The sequence below is a fragment of the Pseudobutyrivibrio sp. genome (assembly GCF_017471675.1).
GTDB lineage: Bacteria > Bacillota > Clostridia > Lachnospirales > Lachnospiraceae > Pseudobutyrivibrio.
The window spans coordinates 32,837-53,823 of the sequence record NZ_JAFUSK010000045.1 but is presented as its reverse complement, the minus strand read 5'-3'; the positions used below and the strand labels follow the sequence as shown (position 1 = coordinate 53,823).

General features: G+C 38.9%; 20 protein-coding genes and 1 tRNA gene. 19 read left to right on the top strand and 2 right to left on the bottom strand.

Annotated elements, in window-relative coordinates; genetic code table 11:
- Positions 1-66: 66 nt before the first annotated feature.
- From IJ535_RS07645 to IJ535_RS07580, 14 genes are all read left to right on the top strand, one after another.
- Positions 67-1,791: a methyl-accepting chemotaxis protein gene (locus tag IJ535_RS07645; protein WP_294300894.1), complete on the top strand. Its 1,725-nt coding sequence runs from the start codon at positions 67-69 to the stop codon at positions 1,789-1,791.
- A 120-nt stretch (positions 1,792-1,911) separates the two neighbouring features.
- Positions 1,912-2,178, top strand: coding sequence for a kinase to dihydroxyacetone kinase (locus IJ535_RS07640; protein ID WP_294292950.1), 267 nt, complete (start codon positions 1,912-1,914; stop codon positions 2,176-2,178).
- A 123-nt stretch (positions 2,179-2,301) separates the two neighbouring features.
- Entirely contained in the window at positions 2,302-3,594 is a 1,293-nt protein-coding gene (locus IJ535_RS07635) for an amidohydrolase family protein (RefSeq protein WP_294300891.1), read from the top strand.
- A gap of 226 nt (positions 3,595-3,820) precedes the next feature.
- Complete coding sequence (locus IJ535_RS07630) at positions 3,821-5,890, top strand: methyl-accepting chemotaxis protein (protein ID WP_294300889.1); 2,070 nt, start codon at positions 3,821-3,823, stop codon at positions 5,888-5,890.
- A gap of 164 nt (positions 5,891-6,054) precedes the next feature.
- A complete protein-coding gene (locus tag IJ535_RS07625; protein WP_294300886.1) occupies positions 6,055-6,783 on the top strand; it encodes a F0F1 ATP synthase subunit A in 729 nt (242 codons plus the stop codon).
- A gap of 17 nt (positions 6,784-6,800) precedes the next feature.
- Positions 6,801-7,025 carry an ATP synthase F0 subunit C gene (gene atpE, locus IJ535_RS07620; RefSeq protein WP_028248524.1) on the top strand — a complete coding sequence of 75 codons (225 nt, stop codon included), beginning with the start codon at positions 6,801-6,803 and terminating at the stop codon, positions 7,023-7,025.
- Positions 7,026-7,194: 169 nt separating this feature from the next.
- Positions 7,195-7,677 carry an ATP synthase F0 subunit B gene (locus IJ535_RS07615; RefSeq protein WP_294295147.1) on the top strand — a complete coding sequence of 161 codons (483 nt, stop codon included), beginning with the start codon at positions 7,195-7,197 and terminating at the stop codon, positions 7,675-7,677.
- A gap of 2 nt (positions 7,678-7,679) precedes the next feature.
- Positions 7,680-9,695 carry a F0F1 ATP synthase subunit alpha gene (gene atpA / locus IJ535_RS07610; protein ID WP_294300878.1) on the top strand — a complete coding sequence of 672 codons (2,016 nt, stop codon included), beginning with the start codon at positions 7,680-7,682 and terminating at the stop codon, positions 9,693-9,695.
- A gap of 3 nt (positions 9,696-9,698) precedes the next feature.
- Positions 9,699-10,724 carry an ATP synthase F1 subunit gamma gene (atpG, locus tag IJ535_RS07605; protein ID WP_294300876.1) on the top strand — a complete coding sequence of 342 codons (1,026 nt, stop codon included), beginning with the start codon at positions 9,699-9,701 and terminating at the stop codon, positions 10,722-10,724.
- A gap of 44 nt (positions 10,725-10,768) precedes the next feature.
- Entirely contained in the window at positions 10,769-12,169 is a 1,401-nt protein-coding gene (gene atpD, locus IJ535_RS07600; protein ID WP_294300874.1) for a F0F1 ATP synthase subunit beta, read from the top strand.
- Between the two features lie 3 nt (positions 12,170-12,172).
- Positions 12,173-12,589, top strand: a complete 417-nt coding sequence (gene atpC / locus IJ535_RS07595) for an ATP synthase F1 subunit epsilon (RefSeq protein ID WP_294300870.1) — start codon at positions 12,173-12,175, stop codon at positions 12,587-12,589.
- A 133-nt stretch (positions 12,590-12,722) separates the two neighbouring features.
- Positions 12,723-12,802, top strand: a tRNA-Leu gene (locus IJ535_RS07590).
- A gap of 796 nt (positions 12,803-13,598) precedes the next feature.
- Entirely contained in the window at positions 13,599-14,417 is an 819-nt protein-coding gene (locus tag IJ535_RS07585) for a hypothetical protein (RefSeq protein WP_294300867.1), read from the top strand.
- A 120-nt stretch (positions 14,418-14,537) separates the two neighbouring features.
- Positions 14,538-15,149, top strand: a complete 612-nt coding sequence (locus IJ535_RS07580; protein ID WP_294300865.1) for a class I SAM-dependent methyltransferase — start codon at positions 14,538-14,540, stop codon at positions 15,147-15,149.
- Between the two features lie 132 nt (positions 15,150-15,281).
- On the opposite strand, the gene IJ535_RS07575 is transcribed toward IJ535_RS07580, so the two are convergent.
- Entirely contained in the window at positions 15,282-15,884 is a 603-nt protein-coding gene (locus tag IJ535_RS07575) for an OB-fold protein (RefSeq protein ID WP_294300863.1), read from the bottom strand.
- A gap of 92 nt (positions 15,885-15,976) precedes the next feature.
- Here IJ535_RS07575 and IJ535_RS07570 point away from each other — a divergent pair, with 92 nt between their 5' ends.
- Entirely contained in the window at positions 15,977-16,195 is a 219-nt protein-coding gene (locus tag IJ535_RS07570) for a helix-turn-helix domain-containing protein (RefSeq protein ID WP_330619538.1), read from the top strand.
- Between the two features lie 129 nt (positions 16,196-16,324).
- Here the strand turns inward: IJ535_RS07570 and IJ535_RS07565 are convergent, their stop codons facing one another.
- Entirely contained in the window at positions 16,325-17,272 is a 948-nt protein-coding gene (locus IJ535_RS07565) for a P1 family peptidase (RefSeq protein WP_294300860.1), read from the bottom strand.
- Positions 17,273-17,634: 362 nt separating this feature from the next.
- On the opposite strand from IJ535_RS07565, the gene IJ535_RS07560 reads away from it, so the two are divergent.
- From IJ535_RS07560 to IJ535_RS07545, 4 genes are all read left to right on the top strand, one after another.
- Complete coding sequence (locus IJ535_RS07560) at positions 17,635-17,988, top strand: GntR family transcriptional regulator (protein ID WP_294300859.1); 354 nt, start codon at positions 17,635-17,637, stop codon at positions 17,986-17,988.
- Between the two features lie 2 nt (positions 17,989-17,990).
- A complete protein-coding gene (locus tag IJ535_RS07555) occupies positions 17,991-18,701 on the top strand; it encodes an ABC transporter ATP-binding protein (RefSeq protein ID WP_294300856.1) in 711 nt (236 codons plus the stop codon).
- The gene (locus IJ535_RS07550) at positions 18,701-19,462 is read left to right on the top strand and encodes a hypothetical protein (RefSeq protein WP_294300853.1); all 762 of its coding nucleotides are present in this window, start codon (positions 18,701-18,703) and stop codon (positions 19,460-19,462) included. The genes IJ535_RS07555 and IJ535_RS07550 overlap by 1 nt, the downstream gene beginning before the upstream one ends.
- Positions 19,463-19,583: 121 nt before the next feature.
- A complete protein-coding gene (locus IJ535_RS07545; protein ID WP_294300849.1) occupies positions 19,584-20,981 on the top strand; it encodes an efflux RND transporter periplasmic adaptor subunit in 1,398 nt (465 codons plus the stop codon).
- Positions 20,982-20,987: the final 6 nt, after the last annotated feature.

Here is a 20,987-nt window from a genome sequence, read left to right as displayed (position 1 = left end):
TATTACAGTTATCGTAAAATTTAGATAGTTATGAGCGTGTGACTTTGTAACGAGAGGAGCTTGAGTATGGGAAAAAACGAAAAAGTGATTGATACCAATAAAATGACTGGATTTAAGTCGATTAAATCTACAGTAGCATTATTGGTACTTGTGAGCATGATTATTATTGCTGCTGCTGGAGAAATAATTGCTCTTGAGATATTTGTAGCAGATCAGGAAGCTACCATGTTAAATGTAATGGAGGAGCAAGCAACGGCCTACGGTAAGCTACTGGATGAATCCCCAGAGGCTGATTACAATAGTATTTTTAGTGGTGTAAAAATTGGTGGACTTGAGTCCAGCTATTTACTTTTAACAGATGAATTTGGAACAGTTCTTTTCCATGGCACCGATTCCTCACGTGTTGGAAAGGAAACAATGAGTACGGCTGTTAAGGAAATATCTGCCAAGCTCCAAAAAGGTGAAAATGTAACTAGCGGATATTCACAGTATACAATTGATGGAGTAGAAAAATTTGCTGCATATTATATCACTAAGGATAAGAGAATTATGGCAGCTGTAATGAATCAGGATGAGGTTACAGCTGAGATTACAGCAAGCTTTGTTAAGACATCTAGTGGTATATATGTTGTTGTTCTTATAATAATCGCACTTTTGGCTTATATGGTTGTAGGCTATGTAGTTAAGCCTGTTGCTGTTATCGAGGATATTGTGCAGCGAGTTACAGAATTTAATCTACAGCGCGACCATCGTCCTACCACACTTAAGCTGTACCAAAGAAGAGATGAATTTGGTATTATTGCCCGTTCAGTTCGTAGAATGAGACATAATCTTATAGAGGTTTTAGGCCGTCTTGATAGCTCATCTGATGACCTTAATGGCAAAGCAACCCACCTTAAGGATACTATGGCTCATGTCTCTCAAAATACATCTTCTAATTCTGCTACAAGTGAAGAGCTTGCAGCATTTATGGAAGAAACAACTGCTACTACAGATTCAATTACCAATAGCATGAATACAGTTACTGAAAAGGCTAGAAATGTAAATCAGAATGCATCTGATGGTATGAAGACTGCCAGCGATATTCAAAGCAAGGCACAGGAGATTGCGGTGCAGGCTAAAACATCTGGTGATAAGACTCAGAATGCTATTAAGGAGATTTCAGCCCGTGCAGATTCCGCAGTGGAGGAGTCAAAGGCTGTTAATAGAATTAACGAGCTTACAGACACAATTAACTCTATTGCAAGTCAGACAAACCTTCTTGCATTAAATGCTTCTATTGAGGCTGCAAGAGCTGGTGAAATGGGTAAAGGCTTTGCGGTTGTTGCTGGTGAGATTGGAACCCTTGCAGATCAGACCGGTGTTGCTGTAGGTGATATTTCATCTATTATTGGTGATGTTAATACTGCAGTCCAGAACATGGCAGATTGCATTTCACAGATGCTTGATTTGATGAATAATGTGGTACTTAAGGATTATCATGCATTTGAAGAGGGCTTCAATCAGTATCATGATGATGCTAAGTATTTTGAGGAATCCATGAAGGATATTTCATCTAACGTATCAGAGCTTACAGAATCTATTGAGCTTATTGAAAATTCTATTGGTGATATAAATAGTGCGATGGGTGACTCTGCAGCTGGTATTACTGATATGGCTGCCAAGGAAACTGATATTGTTCAGCTTGCAAGCGACGCTAACGAAATAGCTATTGAATCCTTAGATTTGTCGGATAAGTTAAAGGGAATCATTAAGGAATTCCAGCTTACACCAGATCAAATGACACAATAATAATGATAAACTTTTTCACATCCTCTTTTGCATGGTTGGCAAGAGAGGATGTTTTTTTTAGGAAGATATGATAAAATCTATTTTGCATTTAAAAAGCAAATGGATTATTAGGAGGAAAATATGTTACCAGAACAGACAATAGAATTTAGATATGACACACAGCTTCTTATCGAAGGTGAGAACCTTGATGAAGATGAAATCAACGATTACATCACAGAGAATTTTGTTGGCGATAGCCTTCTTGCAGTAGGCGATGAGGAGCTTATCAAGATTCATTATCACACAAACGAGCCATGGAAGGTTTTAGAGTACTGCCGCACTCTTGGCGAAATCTATGATATCGTAGTTGAAGATATGGACAGACAAGCAAGAGGTCTTCAGGGCTAGCAGATAGGAGGGGCCCACTTTAGTGGGAGGAACCTGTTTGCCACAGCAGGCCCATTGCCGAAGGCAATTTGCATGGGCCTTGCTTTCCCGTAGCTAGCAGTTATTTTTACAATTAGGAGTTTTATGAATAAAGATAGTTTTGTGCTTCGCGGAGGCATTGCCTTTTCGGAGGGAAGTAAAAGTATAGTCACATATAGAGATGGCTATGTTGTGTGTGTAGATGGTATTTGCAAGGGAGCTTTTAGCGAGTTTCCAAAGCGTTACGAAAATCTACCACTAGTGGATTGCAAGAATCAGCTTATCATTCCAGGAATGACAGATTTACACGTTCATGCACCACAGTACACTTTCCGTGGAATTGGTATGGACGAAGAGCTTTTAGAGTGGCTCAGTAAATATACATTTCCGGAAGAGGCTAAGTATTCAGATTTATCTTATGCCCGTAAGGCTTATGGATATTTTGCTGAGGATTTACGTCGTTGCTTTACTACTCGTGCAGTTGTTTTTGCAACACTTCATAACGAGGCTACCATAGAGCTTATGGATCAGCTTGATAAGACTGGGGTAATTACTTACGTAGGTAAGGTCAATATGGATAGAAATGGTGGAGTGGGACTTGAAGAGGAAAGTGCCGATGCCTCACTTCAGGCTACATTAGAATGGCTTGAGCAAATCCAAGGTAAATACACCAATACTATGCCAATCCTTACACCAAGATTCATTCCATCATGCTCAGATGAGCTGATGAAGGGCTTAGGTAAGCTTTCAGCTGAGAAGGGGCTTAGAATCCAATCCCACTTATCAGAAAATCAGTCTGAAATTGCCTGGGTAAAGGAACTTGTGCCTTCGTCAACAAGCTATGCTAATGCATACGAGATTTTTGATACTATGGGCACAGTTGAGCTTCCAACTATCATGGCTCATTGCGTATATTCTGATGAGGGAGAAATGAGTATTCTTAAAAAGCATGGTGCATTTATTGCCCACTGCGCGGATTCTAATATGAATCTTGCATCAGGCATTGCTCCAATACGTAAGTTCTTAGATGCAGGTATCAACATCGGTCTTGGTACAGATGTAGCTGCAGGCTCATCTATGAATATGCTTAAGACTATGTTGATTTCACTGCAGGCATCCAAGATGTACTATAGACTTGTTGATACTGATGTTAAACCTTTGTCATTTGAGGAGATGTTCTATCTTGCAACAATGGGTGGTGGTAAATACTTTGGTAAGGTTGGTACATTTAAGGATGGATACGATTTTGATGCAGTTGTAATCGATGACAGCAAGATGTATTCAATGCGTGACATGTCAGTTAGAGAGCGTGTGGAGCGTATGGTCTATAACGATGCAGACGCAATTATTACGGATAAATATGTTCGAGGAAGTAAAATATATTCACGTTCAGAATAGTTAAAGAGTAGTCCTTCGGGACAATGTCATCTTAACTTAATGACATTGTCCTTCGGGGCTACTCTTTTTTTAGGAAAAGCTTCTTTATGTAGAAATCTTATTGGGGAGAATAGTAAAAAATGTTGATTTGTACACAGACTTTTAACACTTGTCACACAATTATAACGGAAATATTTTGTAGAATTACGCTATGGGTTGTTTTTGTATGCAAAGGAGGCATATATATATGGGTAAGAAAGCGCAGACAAAATCAAGAAAAACATCTGGTACCATAGCTGTTAAAGACAGTATTAAAACAAAACTGATTGCTCTAATGGCGGCATTGGTAGCGGTGCCATTGTTAATCGCAATTATTGTTAGCTATAACAGTTCTACAGGAAAAGCTAAGGAAGACGCATTGGATTTGTTAAGTGCTAGAGCAAGTGTTGTTGAGGCGGAATTTTCTGAGATGGTCGAAAAGAATACTTCAATGCTAGAAGCTATCGCTACATCCCCTAGTGCCATTGCATATTTAGAGACCTATGGAACGGAAGGGCAGGCAGTTCCAGATAGCGCTATGATGGCACAGATGGATATGCTGAACGAATATATGAACGATGGTAATTCTAGTATCATTTTGTCTAAGGCATCTGGAGAACAGCTCATTAGAGCAGATAGAAAAGAGCTAGCAAACATTGCCGATAGAGAATATTTTCAGGAAGCAGTTTCTACTGGAAAGCCAGCTATTTCTGACGTAGTTGTCAGTAAGTCAGTAGGAAACAGAATCACTATTATTTGTGTTCCTATCTATAATGAAGCCCACACTCAGGTAATAGGAACAATTCAACGAAGCTTTGATTTGAATGTATTACATGAATTCCTTGCTTCAAATATTAGTGATGGTTTCATTGCCGATAGAAAGGGAATGATGGTTGCTCATGCACAGTTCGAAATCACTCCAGAAGATGAATATGATCTTAGTGGTTATGAGTTTATGACATCATCAGATACTAAGGGACTAATTACATCAAAATTTGATGGAAATCTAACATATATGTCATGGACTAAAGAACCATTAAGTGGCTATTATGTAGCAGTTTCACAAAAGGATTCTGAGATTATGGCACATGCCGTAAAATCTGCTTTAGTTACTGTGATTATTGGTACGATTCTTTTGATAATTGGTGTAATTATTGCTATATTTGTTGCAACAAGCTTTACAAACCCAATCGTTGCTGTTACAAACACTGTTACACTTCTTGCAGATGGTAGATTTAAGAAGATTGATGGTTATACAAAACGCAAGGATGAATTTGGCGAGATTGTAAGAAGTACAAATTCAGTTATTGATAAATTAGGGGCTATTGTTGCTGCTATAAAGCATTCTGCTGCAACAGTTACTACATCATCCGAAGATTTGGCCGATATGGCTAATCAGATTGCCGCAACAACAGATACTGTTGCAAATGCAGTACAAGAAATTGCAACTGGTGCAGTTCAGCAGGCAGAGGAAATTCAAGAAGCAGCAGAAAATGTTGGAAAGATTACAGATGCTGTAGGCGGAGTTCAGCATTCAACAGATAATGTAGAAAGCCTTGCTGGTAAGATGAAGGAGGCTTCACAGACTTCGAGCCAGTCACTTATCAATCTTAAGGATTCTAGTAGCGATATGACAGAAAAGATTGAAGAGATTGCAAGAACAATTTCCGCTACACAGAGTGCCGTTGCTAATATCAACGATAGAGTAGAAGGTATTTCTGGTATCGCTTCTCAGACCAACCTGCTTTCACTTAACGCTTCAATCGAGGCAGCCCGTGCTGGTGAGGCTGGTAAGGGCTTCGCAGTAGTTGCGGAGGAAATCAGAAAGCTTGCTGATGATTCTGATAGCATGGCACAGGCCATCCGAGTTGAAATGGATGAGCTTTTGAAGCAGGCAGAGGCTGCTGTTGCGGCAGCAAATCTGGTTAAGCAGGGCAACCTGGAGCAGCAGGAGGCTATTGGTGGCACTCTTGAATCTGTAAACGGTATGCTTGAAGATATTGATGGCACTGTTGTTGGTATCAGAGATATAGCAGGTGGTGCATCTACCTGTGTTACATCAAATGATGTTGTATCAGATGCAATGTCATCACTTTCAGCAATTTCAGAAGAGAATGCAGCTAGTTCAGAGACAACAGGTGCTTCCGTACAAGAGCTATCAGCTACAGTTTCAAGTCTAGCAAATTCAGCAGACGATTTGAAAGAGATTGCTCTTAAGCTTAATGAAGAGATGCTATTCTTTAAAGATAATGGAGAAGATGATTCAGAGGCTGAATAAATGAGAAAAATAGGGGCTGGTAATGATTTGCCAGCCTCTATTTCTATGGGCTTTTACAGTATTATATGGATTGTTAATGCGGGTTAGACAAAGCTAATGTCAAGTCTAAAAAGATATACAGATTGACTAATTTGTATCTTATATTTTTGTGAGAAAAGTTTAAAATGAGGGCTATCAAAGAAAGAATAGGAGGTGTTTATGTGGGTTCGTCATTAGCAGAAAGGCTTATTGAAGAGCTAAATTGCGAGACGGTCTTCACCATCCATCTGGGAAGCTTAGAGATTCCTGTTATGGAATCGGTAGTGGTCACTTGGATTGTTATGGCAGTGCTAATTCTGCTTGCCATCTTTTTGACCAGAGACTTAAAAACGCAGAACATTAGTAAAAGACAAGCGTTCGCTGAACTAGTTTACGAAAAGCTTACAGGAATCGTGGGTGGTATGCTAGGAGAAGAAGGCAAGATTTATACAGGATATCTTACAACGGTTCTTCTATACATAGGATTGTCCAACATTATTGGTTTGTTCGGATTCAAGTCACCTACGAAGGATTTAAATGTTACAGCAGCTCTTGCTCTTATGAGTATTGTTTTAGTAGAGTTTGCAGGCATTTATCAAAATGGCGTAAAGAAATGGCTTCATAAATTCACAGAGCCAGTCGCCATTGTTACACCATTCAATATATTGGATGTGTTTACAAGGCCGCTATCATTATGTATGCGACTTTTTGGTAATGTACTTGGTGCATTCGTAATTATGGAACTTTTAAAGATTGTATGTCCACCAGTAATCCCGGCAGTATTTAGTTTGTACTTCGACTTATTCGATGGATTGCTTCAGGCATACGTATTCGTATTCTTAACATCACTGTATATTAAAGAAGCAGTAGAGTAAATTTAGGAGGATTAAAAATGAACACACTTATAGCAATTGGTGCAGGTATTGCAGTAGTAACAGGTCTTGGCGCAGGTATCGGTATTGGTATCGCAACAGGTAAGGCATGCGAGGGTATCGCTCGTCAGCCAGAGGCAGAAGGTAAGATTCAGAAGAACTTAATCTTAGGTTGTGCCCTTGCAGAGGCAACAGCTATTTACGGTTTTGTTATCGCACTTATGATTATTGTGATGTTGCAATAAAACAGAGCCAAGTAAATCTTAGTTTAATGTAATGCTTGCATTAAACATTAAAATAAGATTTATTTGGTGAGTACACATCAATGAGCAAAAGGAAAGCAATGAAATTGCGATTTTGCGAATGAGGTGTTCTGTTTTATTGAATGTATAAAATTTGAAAGAGGATTAAAAAATGATTACAGTTTCATTTTGGAATATTCTTTGGACAGTAGTAAATCTTCTTGTTCTGTTCATAGCATTCAGAATTTTCTTCTTCAAACCTATTGCGGCCATAATTGCAAAGCGTCAGGAGGAGGCTAATGAGGCCTTCAAGGCGGCGCAGGCAAAGGAAGATGAGGCTGAGGCTAAATCACTTCAATGTGATGAGAGGATTGCTCAGGTAGAACAGGAAAAGAAGCAGATACTTTCCGAAGCAAGAAAGAGCGCAGACGAGCAATATCAGCATATCGTTGCTGAGGCCAGAGCTAATGCATCAGAAATCAAGACTGCAGCAGCTACCGAGGCTAATCGTGAGAAGGAACAGATTATTGCCAGCGCTAAGAAGGAAATTGCAAATATTATTGTTGATGCAACAACAAAGGTTGTTGGAGGTCAGACAGGTGCAGAGGTTGATAGCAACTTGTTTGATGAGTTTATTGGTAAAGCAGGTGAGTAAAAGTGACAGAAAAAACTTTAGAATACGCCCGTGGCTTGCATAGCATAGCTAATGCAGAAGTTTTCTTGCAGTCTGCCGCTTCTATTCTTGAAGCTGTGCCTGCAGTTGGAGAGGAGCTGAACAATCCTACAGTGGAGCTTTCAAAGAAGTGCATTGTAGTTGATAGCATCTTCCCACATGAGATTAGAAACTTCTTAAAGCTTCTATGCTCAAACGGTGATTTTGATTTATTTAATGATATTAAAGAGGCCTTTGAAGAAAGCCTTGCAGCTAAGTCAGAGGTAGTAGAAAAGGCTAAGCTTAGATATGTGACTGCACCTACTGATGAGCAGCTTAATGGCATCAAGCGCTTCCTTGCAAAGGAAACAGGTAATGCTGATATTCAGGTGGAGCTTGTAAGTGACCCATCACTTAAGAGCGGATTTGTCCTTTCAGTTGGAACAAAGGAGTATGACTGGAGTGAGCAGGGACGTATCAAGCAGTTAGCCACAAAGATTGATGCAGCAGTTGGTGTTTCATCTGTTGATGAAAGCATTCTTTCAATCCTAAAGTCTAGCGTGGATGAGTTCGAGCTGGAGATTAAGGATAACGAGGTTGGTATCGTAACATGGGTTGGCGATGGTATTGCCAATATCGATGGTATTGACCACGCATTCTACGGTGAGATTGTTATCTTTGATTGTGGTGTCAAGGGTATGGTTCAGGATGTGCGCCGTGATGAAATCGGTGTTATCCTGTTTGGCCGCGACACACTTATCAAAGAGGGCTCACGTGTAGTTCGTACAGGTAAGATGGCTGGTATTCCAGTAGGTAACGGCTTCCTTGGACGTATTGTTGATGCCCTTGGTACACCACTTGATGGAGCTGGTGAGATTGAAGAGGATGGTTACAGACCAATCGAGTGTCCAGCCCCTAGCATTGTTGATAGAAAATCAGTAAGCGTTCCTATGGAAACAGGTTTGCTTTCAATTGATTCAATGTTCCCTATCGGACGTGGTCAGCGTGAGCTTATCATTGGAGACAGACAAACAGGTAAGACATCTATCGCCACAGATACAATCATCAACCAAAAGGGTAAGGATGTTATATGTGTTTACGTTGCAATTGGTCAGAAGGCATCTACTGTTGCAAAGCTTGTTAGCACATTAAAAGCACACGGTGCCATGGATTATACAATCATCGTAAACGCTACTGCATCAGATTCAGCATCTTTGCAGTATATCGCACCTTATGCAGGAACTGCTCTTGCAGAGTACTTTATGTATTCCGGCAAGGATGTTCTTATTGTTTATGATGATTTGTCAAAGCATGCAGTTGCTTATCGTGCCATTTCACTTCTTTTGGAGCGTTCACCTGGACGTGAGGCATATCCTGGAGATGTATTCTATCTCCATTCAAGGTTGCTTGAAAGAAGTGCACGAATTACAGATGAGGCAGGAGGTGGCTCTATTACAGCCCTTCCAATCATCGAGACACAGGCTGGTGATTTGTCAGCTTACATTCCTACAAATGTTATTTCCATCACAGATGGTCAAATATTCCTTGAGTCAGAGCTTTTCAACGCCGGTCAGCGTCCAGCGGTAAACGTAGGTCTTTCAGTATCCCGTGTAGGTGGTGCTGCTCAGACCAAGGCTATGAAAAAGGCCGCAGGTTCAGTTCGTATTGACCTTGCACAGTACCGTGAAATGGAAGTGTTTACACAGTTCTCATCAGACCTTGATGAAGCAACTCAGAAGCAGCTTGCCCATGGACGTGCTCTTATGGAGCTTTTAAAGCAGCCTTTAGGCAGACCATTTACTATGGCAGAGCAGGTAATTATTTTAGTATCTGCAAATGCTCATATTTTCAGTGATGTAGCTCTTTCGGATATTAAGAAATTCAGGGCAGATATGTTAGAGTTCTTTGAGACAGAGCATCCAGAAATCATAAGCACTCTTGAATCTACAAAGGATTTGTCAGAGGATACTAAGTCTGCGATTATCGATGCTGCCACTGAATTTAAGAAGAATCAGGAGTAACTTATGGCTAGTACAAAGGAAATCCAAAATAGAATAAATAGTATTCAGGATACCATGAAGATTACTAGAGCCATGTACATGATGTCATCTATGAAGCTTAGAAAAGCTAAAAAGAAGCTAGAAGAGACTGAACCTTTCTTTCAAGGCACTCAGATTGGATTAGCTGAATGCTTAGCACATTTTCCAGACATCAGACATATCTATTTTGATAACCGTATAGAAGATGACCATGAGACTACAAAGAAGCATGGAATCATCGTATTCACCGGTGACAAAGGTATGGCAGGAGCATACAACCACAATGCCATCAAAACTACCGTAGATAGAATCAAAGGTATGGCTGAGGGTGATGAATGTACACTGTTTGTTGTAGGTGAAGTTGGTCGGGCATTTTTTAAGAACGGTGGATATAATGTTGACGAAAAGTTTAGGTTTTCATCAAACAATCCTACAATGCATCGTGCCAGAGTAATGGCAGAGTATATGATTGATTTGTACAACAAGGGTGAACTAGACAGGATAGATGTAATCTATACAAAGATGCTTAATTCTATTACAGAAGAGATTTGTGTAGAGCGTTTGCTTCCTCTGAAAACCCACAAGTTTATTAAGGAGCAGGCCCAGGAGATAGCCGCTGATGAAGAAGGTGTATCAAAGGCAGCCCAGGAAATGAAGGCTGGCGTTAAACACGTTCATTCAATCAACAATTATGAAATGGAGGCAATATCTCATGGAGATGATTTCATTCCATTTTATCCATCTCTTAAGGAAGTACTTGAAAAGCTTGTGCATAATCATTTTACTGCCTTTTGCTATGGCGCACTTGTAGAGTGTTCAGCCAGTGAGGAAAATGCCAGAATGATGGCAATGCAATCTGCGACAGATAATGCCAAGGCTTTGCTTCATGATTTATCTATAGAATACAACAGAGTGCGTCAGGCTCAGATTACACAGGAAATCACCGAGGTAATCGGCGGAGCTAAGGCACTTAAGAAGAAAAAAGAAAAGAAGAAGTTACAGAATAAATAATTATTTCTAAGCAGTTTTTGTTTGGAAATGAGAGGTGAAATTATATGTCACAATTAAAAGGAAAAATCGTACAGGTCTCAGGACCTGTTGTGGATGTTGAATTTAGAAGCAATGATTTACCTGCTATCAGAGATGCATTATACGTAATGGTTGGCGACGAGAAGCGAGTGATGGAAGTTAGCCAGCACATCGGCTTCAATGTTGTTAGATGTATCATGCTTGCACCATCTGAAGGTCTTTGCCGTGACATGGAGGTTGTTGCAACAGGTGCTGGCATATCAGTTCCTGTAGGTGAACAGACTCTTGGCAGACTTTTCAATGTACTGGGTGACACTCTTGATAATGGCGAGAAGCTTGATGAAGGTGAGCATTGGTGTATTCATCGTGAGCCACCTACATTTGAAGACCAGAGCCCAGTAGTAGAAATGCTGGAAACAGGTATCAAGGTTATCGACTTACTTGCTCCTTATGCTAAGGGTGGAAAGGTTGGTCTATTCGGCGGTGCTGGTGTTGGTAAAACAGTTCTTATCCAGGAGCTTATCCACAATATAGCTACAGAAAGTGGTGGCTATTCAATCTTTACAGGTGTAGGAGAGCGTTCCCGTGAGGGTAATGACCTATGGACAGAAATGGGAGATTCAGGAGTTCTTGATAAAACAGCCCTAGTGTTTGGTCAGATGAACGAACCACCAGGAGCACGTATGCGAGTAGCTGAAACAGGACTTACAATGGCAGAATACTTCCGTGATGTTAAGCATCAGGATGTACTTCTTTTCATTGATAACATCTTCCGTTTTGTACAGGCTGGTTCAGAGGTTTCAGCCTTGCTTGGACGTATGCCATCAGCCGTTGGTTATCAGCCAACACTTGCTAACGATTTAGGTGAGCTACAGGAGCGTATTGCATCTACAAAGAGTGGTTCAATCACATCAGTTCAGGCTGTATACGTACCTGCTGATGACTTAACAGACCCAGCTCCAGCTACAACCTTCTCACATTTGGATGCTACAACAGTACTTTCAAGAAAGATTGTAGAGCAGGGTATTTATCCAGCCGTTGATCCACTTGAATCTACATCACGTATCCTTGAGCCAGATGTGGTTGGTGAGGAACACTACGCAATAGCCCGCGGTGTTCAGGAGATTCTTCAGAAGTACAAGGAATTACAGGACATCATTGCAATCCTTGGTATGGAAGAGCTTTCTGATGAGGATAAAATCACTGTATACCGTGCAAGAAAGGTGCAGCGTTTCCTTTCACAGCCATTCTCAGTAGCTGAGAATTTTACAGGCGTAAAGGGACAATTTGTACCAGTTGAGGAGACAGTTAAGGGCTTTAAGGCAATTCTCGATGGCGAAATGGCTGAGTACCCAGAGGCAGCCTTCTTCAATGTTGGAACAATAGAGGATGTTAAGGCAAAGGCTGCAGAGCTTGCAAAGGAGTAGCTTATGGCATCATTATTTAATCTTAAAATAATAGTTTGTGATGGCGTGTTTTATGATGGACCAAGCGAGATGCTAATATATCCTGCCGATGATGGAGAAGTTGCCATCATGAATCATCATGAAAAGATGACAGGTGTTGTAGACATTGGCGAGATTCGTTTTAAGCTAGAGGATGGAACTTGGCAACGAGCAATCATTTCAGACGGTTTGCTTAGCGTGTATCCAGATGGAAGCGTTAAGGTATTGGCATACTCTTGCGAGAAGCCAGAGGATATTGATACCTTCCGTGCAAAGGAAGCCCTAGAGCGCGCCCAGGATGAATTACAACAAAAGCAAAGCTATATTGAACACCAGATTTCTATTGCAAATATGGCCCGGGCCATGGCTCGACTTAAAGGCGCAAGCCATCATAATAATTAAATATTTTAATTCCAAAAAGCTGCCAAATTTTTGGCAGTTTTTTGTTGCTTTTGGGTGGGGAGTATGATATATTAATGCATGTCGATGAGCCGACTCGAGGCGGTAGATTTTTATAATCATTGCCTTGATTTATGCGGGTGTGGCGGAATTGGCAGACGCGCTAGATTTAGGTTCTAGTGGGCGACCGTGCAGGTTCAAGTCCTGTCACCCGCATTACTCACATACACAGGTATGTGAGTTTTTTGTTTATTGTTATAAGAGAACGGGGAAATCTTTTTATAATTTGCCTACACTTTTCTAGTTAGGCTAAACATTCTAATAGCTATCATTTCGATGGCATTTTTCATGGTAAGTTGGACGTACCGTATCACTTAGAGTGCAACTAAGCTGATAAGGTTTATTTTGTTACCCTTTTTTAGCGAGGGCAGGGTGACAGAGGAATATTTATAGGGAAAGGAGCGGACATTTTTTTGATCCTGGGGTTCTAGGCTGGTGACAGGACTTGAACCTGCGTAGGGCCTTTACCACTAGCCCTGGCTATTTGGGGAGGTGGTAGACTGGAGATTATGAAGAGATTACCACTGGAAAATGGAAAGGCTGAAATTCAGTGGTAAAAGTCAGAGGTGATTACCACTGGAAAACGGAAAAGCCGGAATCCAGTGGTAAAAGTCAGAGAAGATTACCACTGGAAAAATGGGAAAGCTGAAATCCAGTGGTAAAAGTCAGAGAAGATTACCACTGGAAAATGGGAAAGCTGAAATCCAGTGGTAAAAGTCAGGGAAGATTACCACTGGAAAACGTGAAAAGCCGGAATTCAGTGGTAAAAGTCGGAAGAGATTACCACTGGAAAACGTGAAAGCTGAAATCCAGTGGTAAAAGTCAGAGAAGATTACCACTGGAAAATGGAAAGCTGAAATCCAGTGGTAAAAGTCAAAGGAGATTACCACTGGAAAACGTGAAAGCCGAAATTCAGTGGTAAAGAAATGGAACTAAAGAGAAAAGGAGTATTATGAGTAAAGTTATTATTGATGTTTTAAGTGAAGAGAGAAAGCAGCTTATCATTGAGAAAAAGAGATTAGAGCAAGTTATTGTTGGGGATGATGGGTATTACTTGGAAATTAAGAAGAATAAAGGGAAATATGTTCAATATTACAGATGCCATAAGCTGGCAGGCAAGGATGAAATAGAAAAAGATTTTATTAGGAAAAGTGATATAGATATTGCTAAGAAGCTTGCGCAGGCTGAATATGACAGGAAGCTATATATGGATGTTGTTTCTCGTCTTGGGAAAATAGATGCGGTATTAGGCTGTTATAGCAAGAATAGAAAAAGTGATTTATATACAAAGCTTTCGCCAGAGAGAAAAGCATTGATAGAAAGCGATTATGTAGATGATGATGTTTTCATCATAAACTGGAAGGGGGCCTTCGCGGGGGAGGAGGGGAATGCGTTTAAGGAGAGGTATCCAGTGGAGACGCCGTATTATACGGATAATGGGGAGCATGTTAGGTCTAAGTCAGAGAAGATAATTGCGGATAAGCTGGCGAAGGAGAAGGTGCCGTATGTGTATGAGCCGAGCTGTGAGTTAAATAGAAAGGGGTTGCATCCGGATTTTGCTCTGCTAAACGTGGCTACTAGAGAGACTTTTTATTACGAGCATTTTGGAATGATGGACAAGCCAGAGTATGCCACAGCAGCAATAAGAAAGATTGCTAAGTATCGTGAACTAGGATATGAGTATGGGCAGAAGCTGTTGTTTACATTCGAGACTGGTGGAGATGGATTAGATGTTAAAGAATTGAATTTTATGATAAAAAGGTATTTATAATTTACCAGCTTAAGAAAAAATATTGTATATAATTCAATAGCAACTTGTTATTTAGCTATATACTATAGTAATATTAAAGCGTTAAATGACAGCGTAGTTAAACTGAAAGGGAGCGACAAAATGTTAGATAACAAAGGTTTTGATTTATGGGCAGATGGATACGATAAGGCTGTAGGTTTATCAGAAGAAGCTAATTCATATCCTTTTGCAGGATATAAGGCGGTTCTTGGTGATATTTTTCAAGAAATAGTTTCCCAAAAGAATCCTTGTGTTTTAGATATTGGATTTGGAACAGGTACTCTTACAACAAAGCTTTATGAGTATGGCTGCAACGTATATGGCCAAGATTTTTCTCAAAGAATGATTGAACTGGCAAAGAAAAAAATGCCAAATGCAAATTTATATCAAGGTGATTTTTCTAAAGGTTTAGTGAAGGAACTAAACAACTGCAAGTTTGATTATATAATTGGAACATATTCAATTCACCATCTAGATGATGAACAAAAAGTTGCCTTCTTTCATGAATTATTAAGTCATTTGAATGAAGGTGGCAAAATTCTAATAGGAGATGTAGCTTTTGAAACTAGAGCTGAGTTAGAAAAATGTAAGGCAGAGGCTGGTGATGACTGGGATGACGATGAAATATATTTCGTCATCGACGAATTAAAAAAAGATTTCCCAAATCTTGTATATGAAAAGAAGACTTATTGTTCAGGGGTTATAACAATTTAGATTTATAAATACAACCTACGCCACTTAATTAAGATTGAGGTTTACTTCTGTAGCTGGAATTATCTATCCTATACATTAAAAGAGAGCAACATAGTTAAGAGGTTGCTCTCTTTTTTATGTTTCCTATTTCAATTAATTAACAATTATTTCATCTATATCGATAGAATAGCCCATCAACTCACCTACATCTTTACATTTTCCTTTAATAGTTAAAGAACTACCTTTACTTAAATCCATAATAGTTGTCTTTTGATCATCAGACTTTATGTAACATTGAACATTAACAAATGAATAATCCTCTTCACCTGAGTTAAGTGAAATGTATTTTCCACTACTATCAATAACATCAAGATAGCCAGAAACTTCTAAATACTGCCCTTTGTATGTTTCTGATGCTTTTAGGGCATTATCATGTAATGCATTACTTAGTTCTTCTTTAGTAACTGGTAGATATTCAATCTCTGGTTCAGAGGCTGTTTCAACAGTATCTGTATCACTTGAGGATTCTTGTGTAGTAGCTTCATTCTTTGAAGTTTGCGAAGTAGATGAGCCATTGCCTAAAGTTGCTGAGTTATCATTTCCACCACCAGCTGCAACTCCAATTATAAGCAGCACTACAACAACAGCGATAATAATGCCAACAGGACCTTTTTGTTTCTTTCGACAATTAGGGCAGATTTTGGCATCTTTTGGAATTTCAGTTTTACAATACTTACAAATTTTTGTTTCACTCATTTTAAACCCCTCCTATAGAATTGAGAATATTCTGATAATTAATATTATAGTCAATATATTGAGCATAGTCAATCTATTGATAATGGTAAAGTATGAATGAGGAAAATAAGATGATATCATATGAACCATTCTATGCGACGTTATTGTCAAAGGGGATAACTGAATATGAACTGATATATAAAAATGGTATATCAGCAAATACAATTAACAGGATGAAGCATGGTAAGCCTATAACGACTACAACGCTTGATACTTTGTGTTTTATTCTAGATTGTGGTGTTACAGATATAATTGAATATAAAGAAGATTAATAATAAGAGGTTAACGAACTGGTTAGCCTCTTTTTAATTTAAAAGTATAAGAGATTATATACCAATAAAAATACCGGAGAATTCCAGATAGGAAATCTCCGGTTCTTTGTTATTATAATGAAAAAATGTCTATACATTAACGCTTCTCTTAATAGCTTCGCACATTACCTGATTAGCAAGAGTTCCAACTACATCAAGAGAGGCGTCTACCAAGCCAAGTGATATGGCATAGATGCTGTCACCGTCCATAGATGTGTGTACAGGACGGATACAGCGGGCATAGGCATCGTGAGTCATGCCGGCTAGCTTGCAAAGCTGAGTTTTATTGAATTTGGCATTCGTAAATACGATACCGATAGTTGTGTTTGCAGCAAAATCAGCAGGTGGGTTAGCGACCATGTCATACATAAGCTCTTCGCAAGAAATATCATTAAGTGCAGAACCATCAGCATTTAATACACCAGCGATGCGTTTGCTGTCTAGATAATCGTAAACATCACCAACGGCGTTAGTGCAAACAATTGCTCCAACCTTTAAATCACCCAAAGCTACTGCATAGCTAGCAATTCCAGATTTGGTGCAGCGGTCTGGACCAAGAAGCTTTCCTACAGTAGCGCCGCAGCCTGCACCGAAGTTGCCGGGTTTAAAATTACCAGCGGCACCCTCAAAAGCAAGTGAAGCTGCTTTATAGCCCATATCCTTATCAGGATACACATTGTTTTTGCCATAGCCTAAATCAAAAATATCTGATTGGCAAACAAGAGGTACAACCACATCACCTACAGGAAAACCTATGCCATTCTCGGCTAAGTACTTCATGACACCTCCAGCTGCATCAAGACCAAAAGCAGAACCACCACCTAAAACAACTGCATGTATTACCTCTGCAGCTGCAAGTGGGTCCATAAGGCCGGATTCTCTGCTGGCAGGTCCGCCACCTCTTATATCTAAGCCGCATGGAGCACTGTCAGGTGCGATAATAACAGTAACACCAGTGCCAGCATCTGCATTTTCAACCTGGCCGATTTTTATATTTCCAATATCTGTAATGGGAATTTCTTTAAAAAGCTTTTTCATTTCATTTCCTCCAATACCTTAATTGTTGATGACTTCTTGTGGGCTACTTAAGGAAAAAGCCCACAAGAACTTGGCTTCGCCAAGCAATATTTTCTTTCAGAAAATATTGGTCTATGTCCGGTTCTTGTTTTTCTGATGAAAAACAAAAACCTATGATATAAGATTCTAGTTTCAGAAGGAAACTTAGAATCCAAGTTCCATTATAATACTTCTTTTAAAAGAAATGTGTGGGATTTTGATTTTGTCTATCGATTCTCATGACTTAAAAAATTTTTCATTTAGAAAAAGTGTTGACAGTAATATTGACATAGTGTACTATTCATATAGTACAGTAGTGCAGACAGAATAGGAGGAGTGTGAATATGCAATATGATTCAAAGGTGCCTATTTATTTACAAGTAATTAATATGATCAAGACAGATATTATTAATGGGCGGATTACCTGTGGGCAAAAGCTACCATCCAGCCGTGATTTGGCAGTGGAATACACCATTAACCCTAATACAGCTGCTCGTGTTTATCAGGAGCTGGAGCGAGAGGGTGTATGTTACACCAAGCGTGGTATGGGTACATTTGTTACCGAGGATGAGCAGATAATAACTGGTCTAAAAAAAGAGATGGCTGAGGAAGCAATTGATATATTTGTAAAATCAATAGGTGAGCTTGGTATTTCAATTGATGAAGCAATAGAGCTTCTAAAGCAAAAGGAGGAATAGCTATGCTAGAAAGTATTGAAGTGACTAAGAAGTTTGTGGGAAAGGTTGCTGTAGATGGCATTAACATGCAGCTGGAACCAGGTCACATATATGCACTTTTAGGACCTAACGGAAGTGGAAAGACAACATGGATGAAGATGGCAGCAGGTCTGATTAAGCCTACCTTCGGAGAGATTAGATACAACGGTGAGCCAATTGGTATCGAAACAAGAAATGATATTGCCTATATGTCTACAGAACCATATTTTTATGATTGGATGACTGTAGGTGATGTTGGAAATTATTATCAGGATTTTTTCAAAGATTTTTCTATGGAAAGATATGATTACATGATTGGGCAGATGACCCTTGAAAAGAAGCTAAAGGTTAAGTCACTTTCATCTGGTATGATGGCAAAGCTTAAGGTGGCAGCTACAATGGCAAGAGATGTTAGTGTATATATGTTAGATGAGCCTCTAAATGGAATTGATTTACTTGCAAGGGATTCTGTAATGAACATGATTCTTCAGGCAGCAGGGGAAAACAAGATTTTATTAATCTCTAGTCATTTGGTAGAGGAACTGGAAGCTGTAGTTGACAAGGCTATTTTTATTAAGGAAGCACATTTTGCAGGAATAGTTGATGTTGAGGAATTAAGAACTGTTGATGGTATTTCATTAGCTGACAAATATAGACAGGTGTTTGCAGGAATTGAAGTTGGAGGTGTTCAGTAATGGGAAAATTGATTAAATACGAATTTAGAAAAAGCTGGATGGTAAAGGCGATAATTCTTGCTATCACTGCAATTTTTGAAGTGATGTTTTTAGTGGGTGCTATTTCTGGAAATGATGATGTGGCACTTTCAAGTGCGGTATTTTTAACATTTATTACAATTTGTTCCATCTTTATTATTGGTGTTCTTAGTATTTTCATTTTACATAAAGATTTGAATACTAAACAAAGCTATATGCTTTTTATGACACCAAATAGCACATTTAAAATCCTTGGAGCAAAGATTATTGAAAACTTTGGTTCTATCTTACTTTTTAGTGCTATGTTCCTGTTAATTGGTATAGGAGATATTACATTGTGGGTTGCTAAAAGCAAAGGAGTAAAGGATATGTTTAATATCATAAATGCTATTTTGGGAGAATTTGGTGAAGATTACCAGCTTGATTTTTTCAATGTTGCCATATCAAGTGCTGAACAAATTGTATCTTGGGTATTCACTATTATGGTGGGATTTTTTGCAGTTGTTTTAAGTGCAAGCTTTTTAAATGGTAGAAAGTTTAATGGCTTTATCAGCTTTATTGTTTTTCTTGTAGTCACTTACATAATCGAAAAGATATTTTATTGTTCCACTAATATGATTTTTGGTACTGCTACAGGCTATTCATTAGAAAAAACAATATGCTCAATTGTTTATTATATCGTACTTACAGTGGTACTTTATATTGTTACAGCAAGCATTATGGATCGTAAGCTCTCAGTGTAAATCTAAAAATTATATAAAATAATTGTGATATCTATTTACATTGATAAGACATAAATTTACACTAATTACCAAGTGTGAATATGAATAAATGCGCTTTTGTGGGCGCCAAGGAGGATGAAAAGTGAAGGTTCTAAAAGGTATTGGAGGCTTCTTTAAGAAGCATCTAAAGTTAGTTATTGTTCTTGCGATTATAGCAGTCATTGTTGGATTTATTTGGCATAATGCACAGGTTGCCAAGAAGGCTATTGAAGAGGCAGCAAATGAGCCTGTTACATCAGAGATTAAGAAGATGGATTTGCAGCAGTCTGTTGCAGTAACAGGTACACTTAAGGCCAACAATAAGGCTACTGTTACATCCACAATAGGTGGAACAGGTGTAACAGGCATTAAGGTTTCAAAAATTAATTTTGAAGAGGGTGACTATGTTAACGCAGGTGATGTTGTAGTTGAATTTGACGGTGATGATTACAACAGAAAGATTGCAGAATTAAATGCCCAGCATAATATTGAAAACAGACAGTCTGAAATAGATATAGCTGATTTGCAGCAGAAGATTAAAGATGCTCAGACTCAGTTAGCTAAAAAGCAGAAATATTTAGATGATAATAAATATATATATGAAGATATTAAGGATGCATTTCAGCAATACGAAAAGTATCGTACTGATGATGTGAAAAAGAGATGGGATGAGCAATCAGCTATTGCAGCTGGTAGAGCAGAGCCTGTAACTATTGAAATCTACGAAAAAACACAGGACGAAATTGAAACACTTAATCTTCAGATTCAAACATATCAGAATCAGATAGAGCTTGCTCAGCTTAAGCAGAATTATGCTCAGACATATACTCAGGTAGATGCTAAGGATGATGTATATGAGAGCATGGAAAAGACACATGTATCTGCACCAATTTCCGGATACATTATTACTATGAATGTAGATGTTGGTAATAACTATACACAGGGTAATACCGTATTTACCATAGCTGATACTAGCGGATTTGTTGTAGATGCTACTGTTAATGAATATGATATTGCAAATATTGCCCAGGGACTACCAGCAAATATTAAGTTTGAAGCAACAGGAGACGAGGAGTTTGGCGGTGAAGTAACATTTGTTTCTATAGCTTCTGAAGGTTCAATTTCTGGTCAGAATCCTCAGGCTGCTCAGGGGACATCAGGTGTAGCAAACTATAAAATCAAAATCAAGCTTAATGATAAAGATGATAGATTACGAGTAGGTATGACAGCTAAGGCAAGTGTCATATTAGATTCTGTTGCTAATGTATTATCAGTTCCATACGATTGCATTCAGCAAGATGATAAGGGTAAGGATTTCGTTGCAGTAGTAAAGAAAGACGGCACTAAGAAAAATGTTTATGTAACTACAGGTCTTGAAAGTGATTACTATGTAGAAATCAAGGGCGAAGGCCTTAAGGAAGGCATGACAGTAGAGGCAATCGTTAAGGATGCTCCAAGTACAAATATTATGGATTACATGGAGATTTCAACAGAAGAATAGCGGAGG

Coding starts and splice junctions, on each gene's coding strand:
- IJ535_RS07565 (WP_294300860.1), bottom strand. CDS start 17,272: ATGAAAAAGCTTTTTAAAGAAATTCCCATTACAGATATTGGAAATATA.
- IJ535_RS07575 (WP_294300863.1), bottom strand. CDS start 15,884: ATGAGTGAAACAAAAATTTGTAAGTATTGTAAAACTGAAATTCCAAAA.
- IJ535_RS07555 (WP_294300856.1), top strand. CDS start 17,991: ATGCTAGAAAGTATTGAAGTGACTAAGAAGTTTGTGGGAAAGGTTGCT.
- IJ535_RS07645 (WP_294300894.1), top strand. CDS start 67: ATGGGAAAAAACGAAAAAGTGATTGATACCAATAAAATGACTGGATTT.
- IJ535_RS07550 (WP_294300853.1), top strand. CDS start 18,701: ATGGGAAAATTGATTAAATACGAATTTAGAAAAAGCTGGATGGTAAAG.
- atpC (WP_294300870.1), top strand. CDS start 12,173: ATGGCATCATTATTTAATCTTAAAATAATAGTTTGTGATGGCGTGTTT.
- IJ535_RS07635 (WP_294300891.1), top strand. CDS start 2,302: ATGAATAAAGATAGTTTTGTGCTTCGCGGAGGCATTGCCTTTTCGGAG.
- IJ535_RS07585 (WP_294300867.1), top strand. CDS start 13,599: ATGAGTAAAGTTATTATTGATGTTTTAAGTGAAGAGAGAAAGCAGCTT.
- IJ535_RS07640 (WP_294292950.1), top strand. CDS start 1,912: ATGTTACCAGAACAGACAATAGAATTTAGATATGACACACAGCTTCTT.
- atpD (WP_294300874.1), top strand. CDS start 10,769: ATGTCACAATTAAAAGGAAAAATCGTACAGGTCTCAGGACCTGTTGTG.
- atpG (WP_294300876.1), top strand. CDS start 9,699: ATGGCTAGTACAAAGGAAATCCAAAATAGAATAAATAGTATTCAGGAT.
- IJ535_RS07615 (WP_294295147.1), top strand. CDS start 7,195: ATGATTACAGTTTCATTTTGGAATATTCTTTGGACAGTAGTAAATCTT.
- IJ535_RS07630 (WP_294300889.1), top strand. CDS start 3,821: ATGGGTAAGAAAGCGCAGACAAAATCAAGAAAAACATCTGGTACCATA.
- IJ535_RS07580 (WP_294300865.1), top strand. CDS start 14,538: ATGTTAGATAACAAAGGTTTTGATTTATGGGCAGATGGATACGATAAG.
- IJ535_RS07560 (WP_294300859.1), top strand. CDS start 17,635: ATGCAATATGATTCAAAGGTGCCTATTTATTTACAAGTAATTAATATG.
- atpE (WP_028248524.1), top strand. CDS start 6,801: ATGAACACACTTATAGCAATTGGTGCAGGTATTGCAGTAGTAACAGGT.
- IJ535_RS07625 (WP_294300886.1), top strand. CDS start 6,055: ATGAGGGCTATCAAAGAAAGAATAGGAGGTGTTTATGTGGGTTCGTCA.
- IJ535_RS07570 (WP_330619538.1), top strand. CDS start 15,977: ATGAATGAGGAAAATAAGATGATATCATATGAACCATTCTATGCGACG.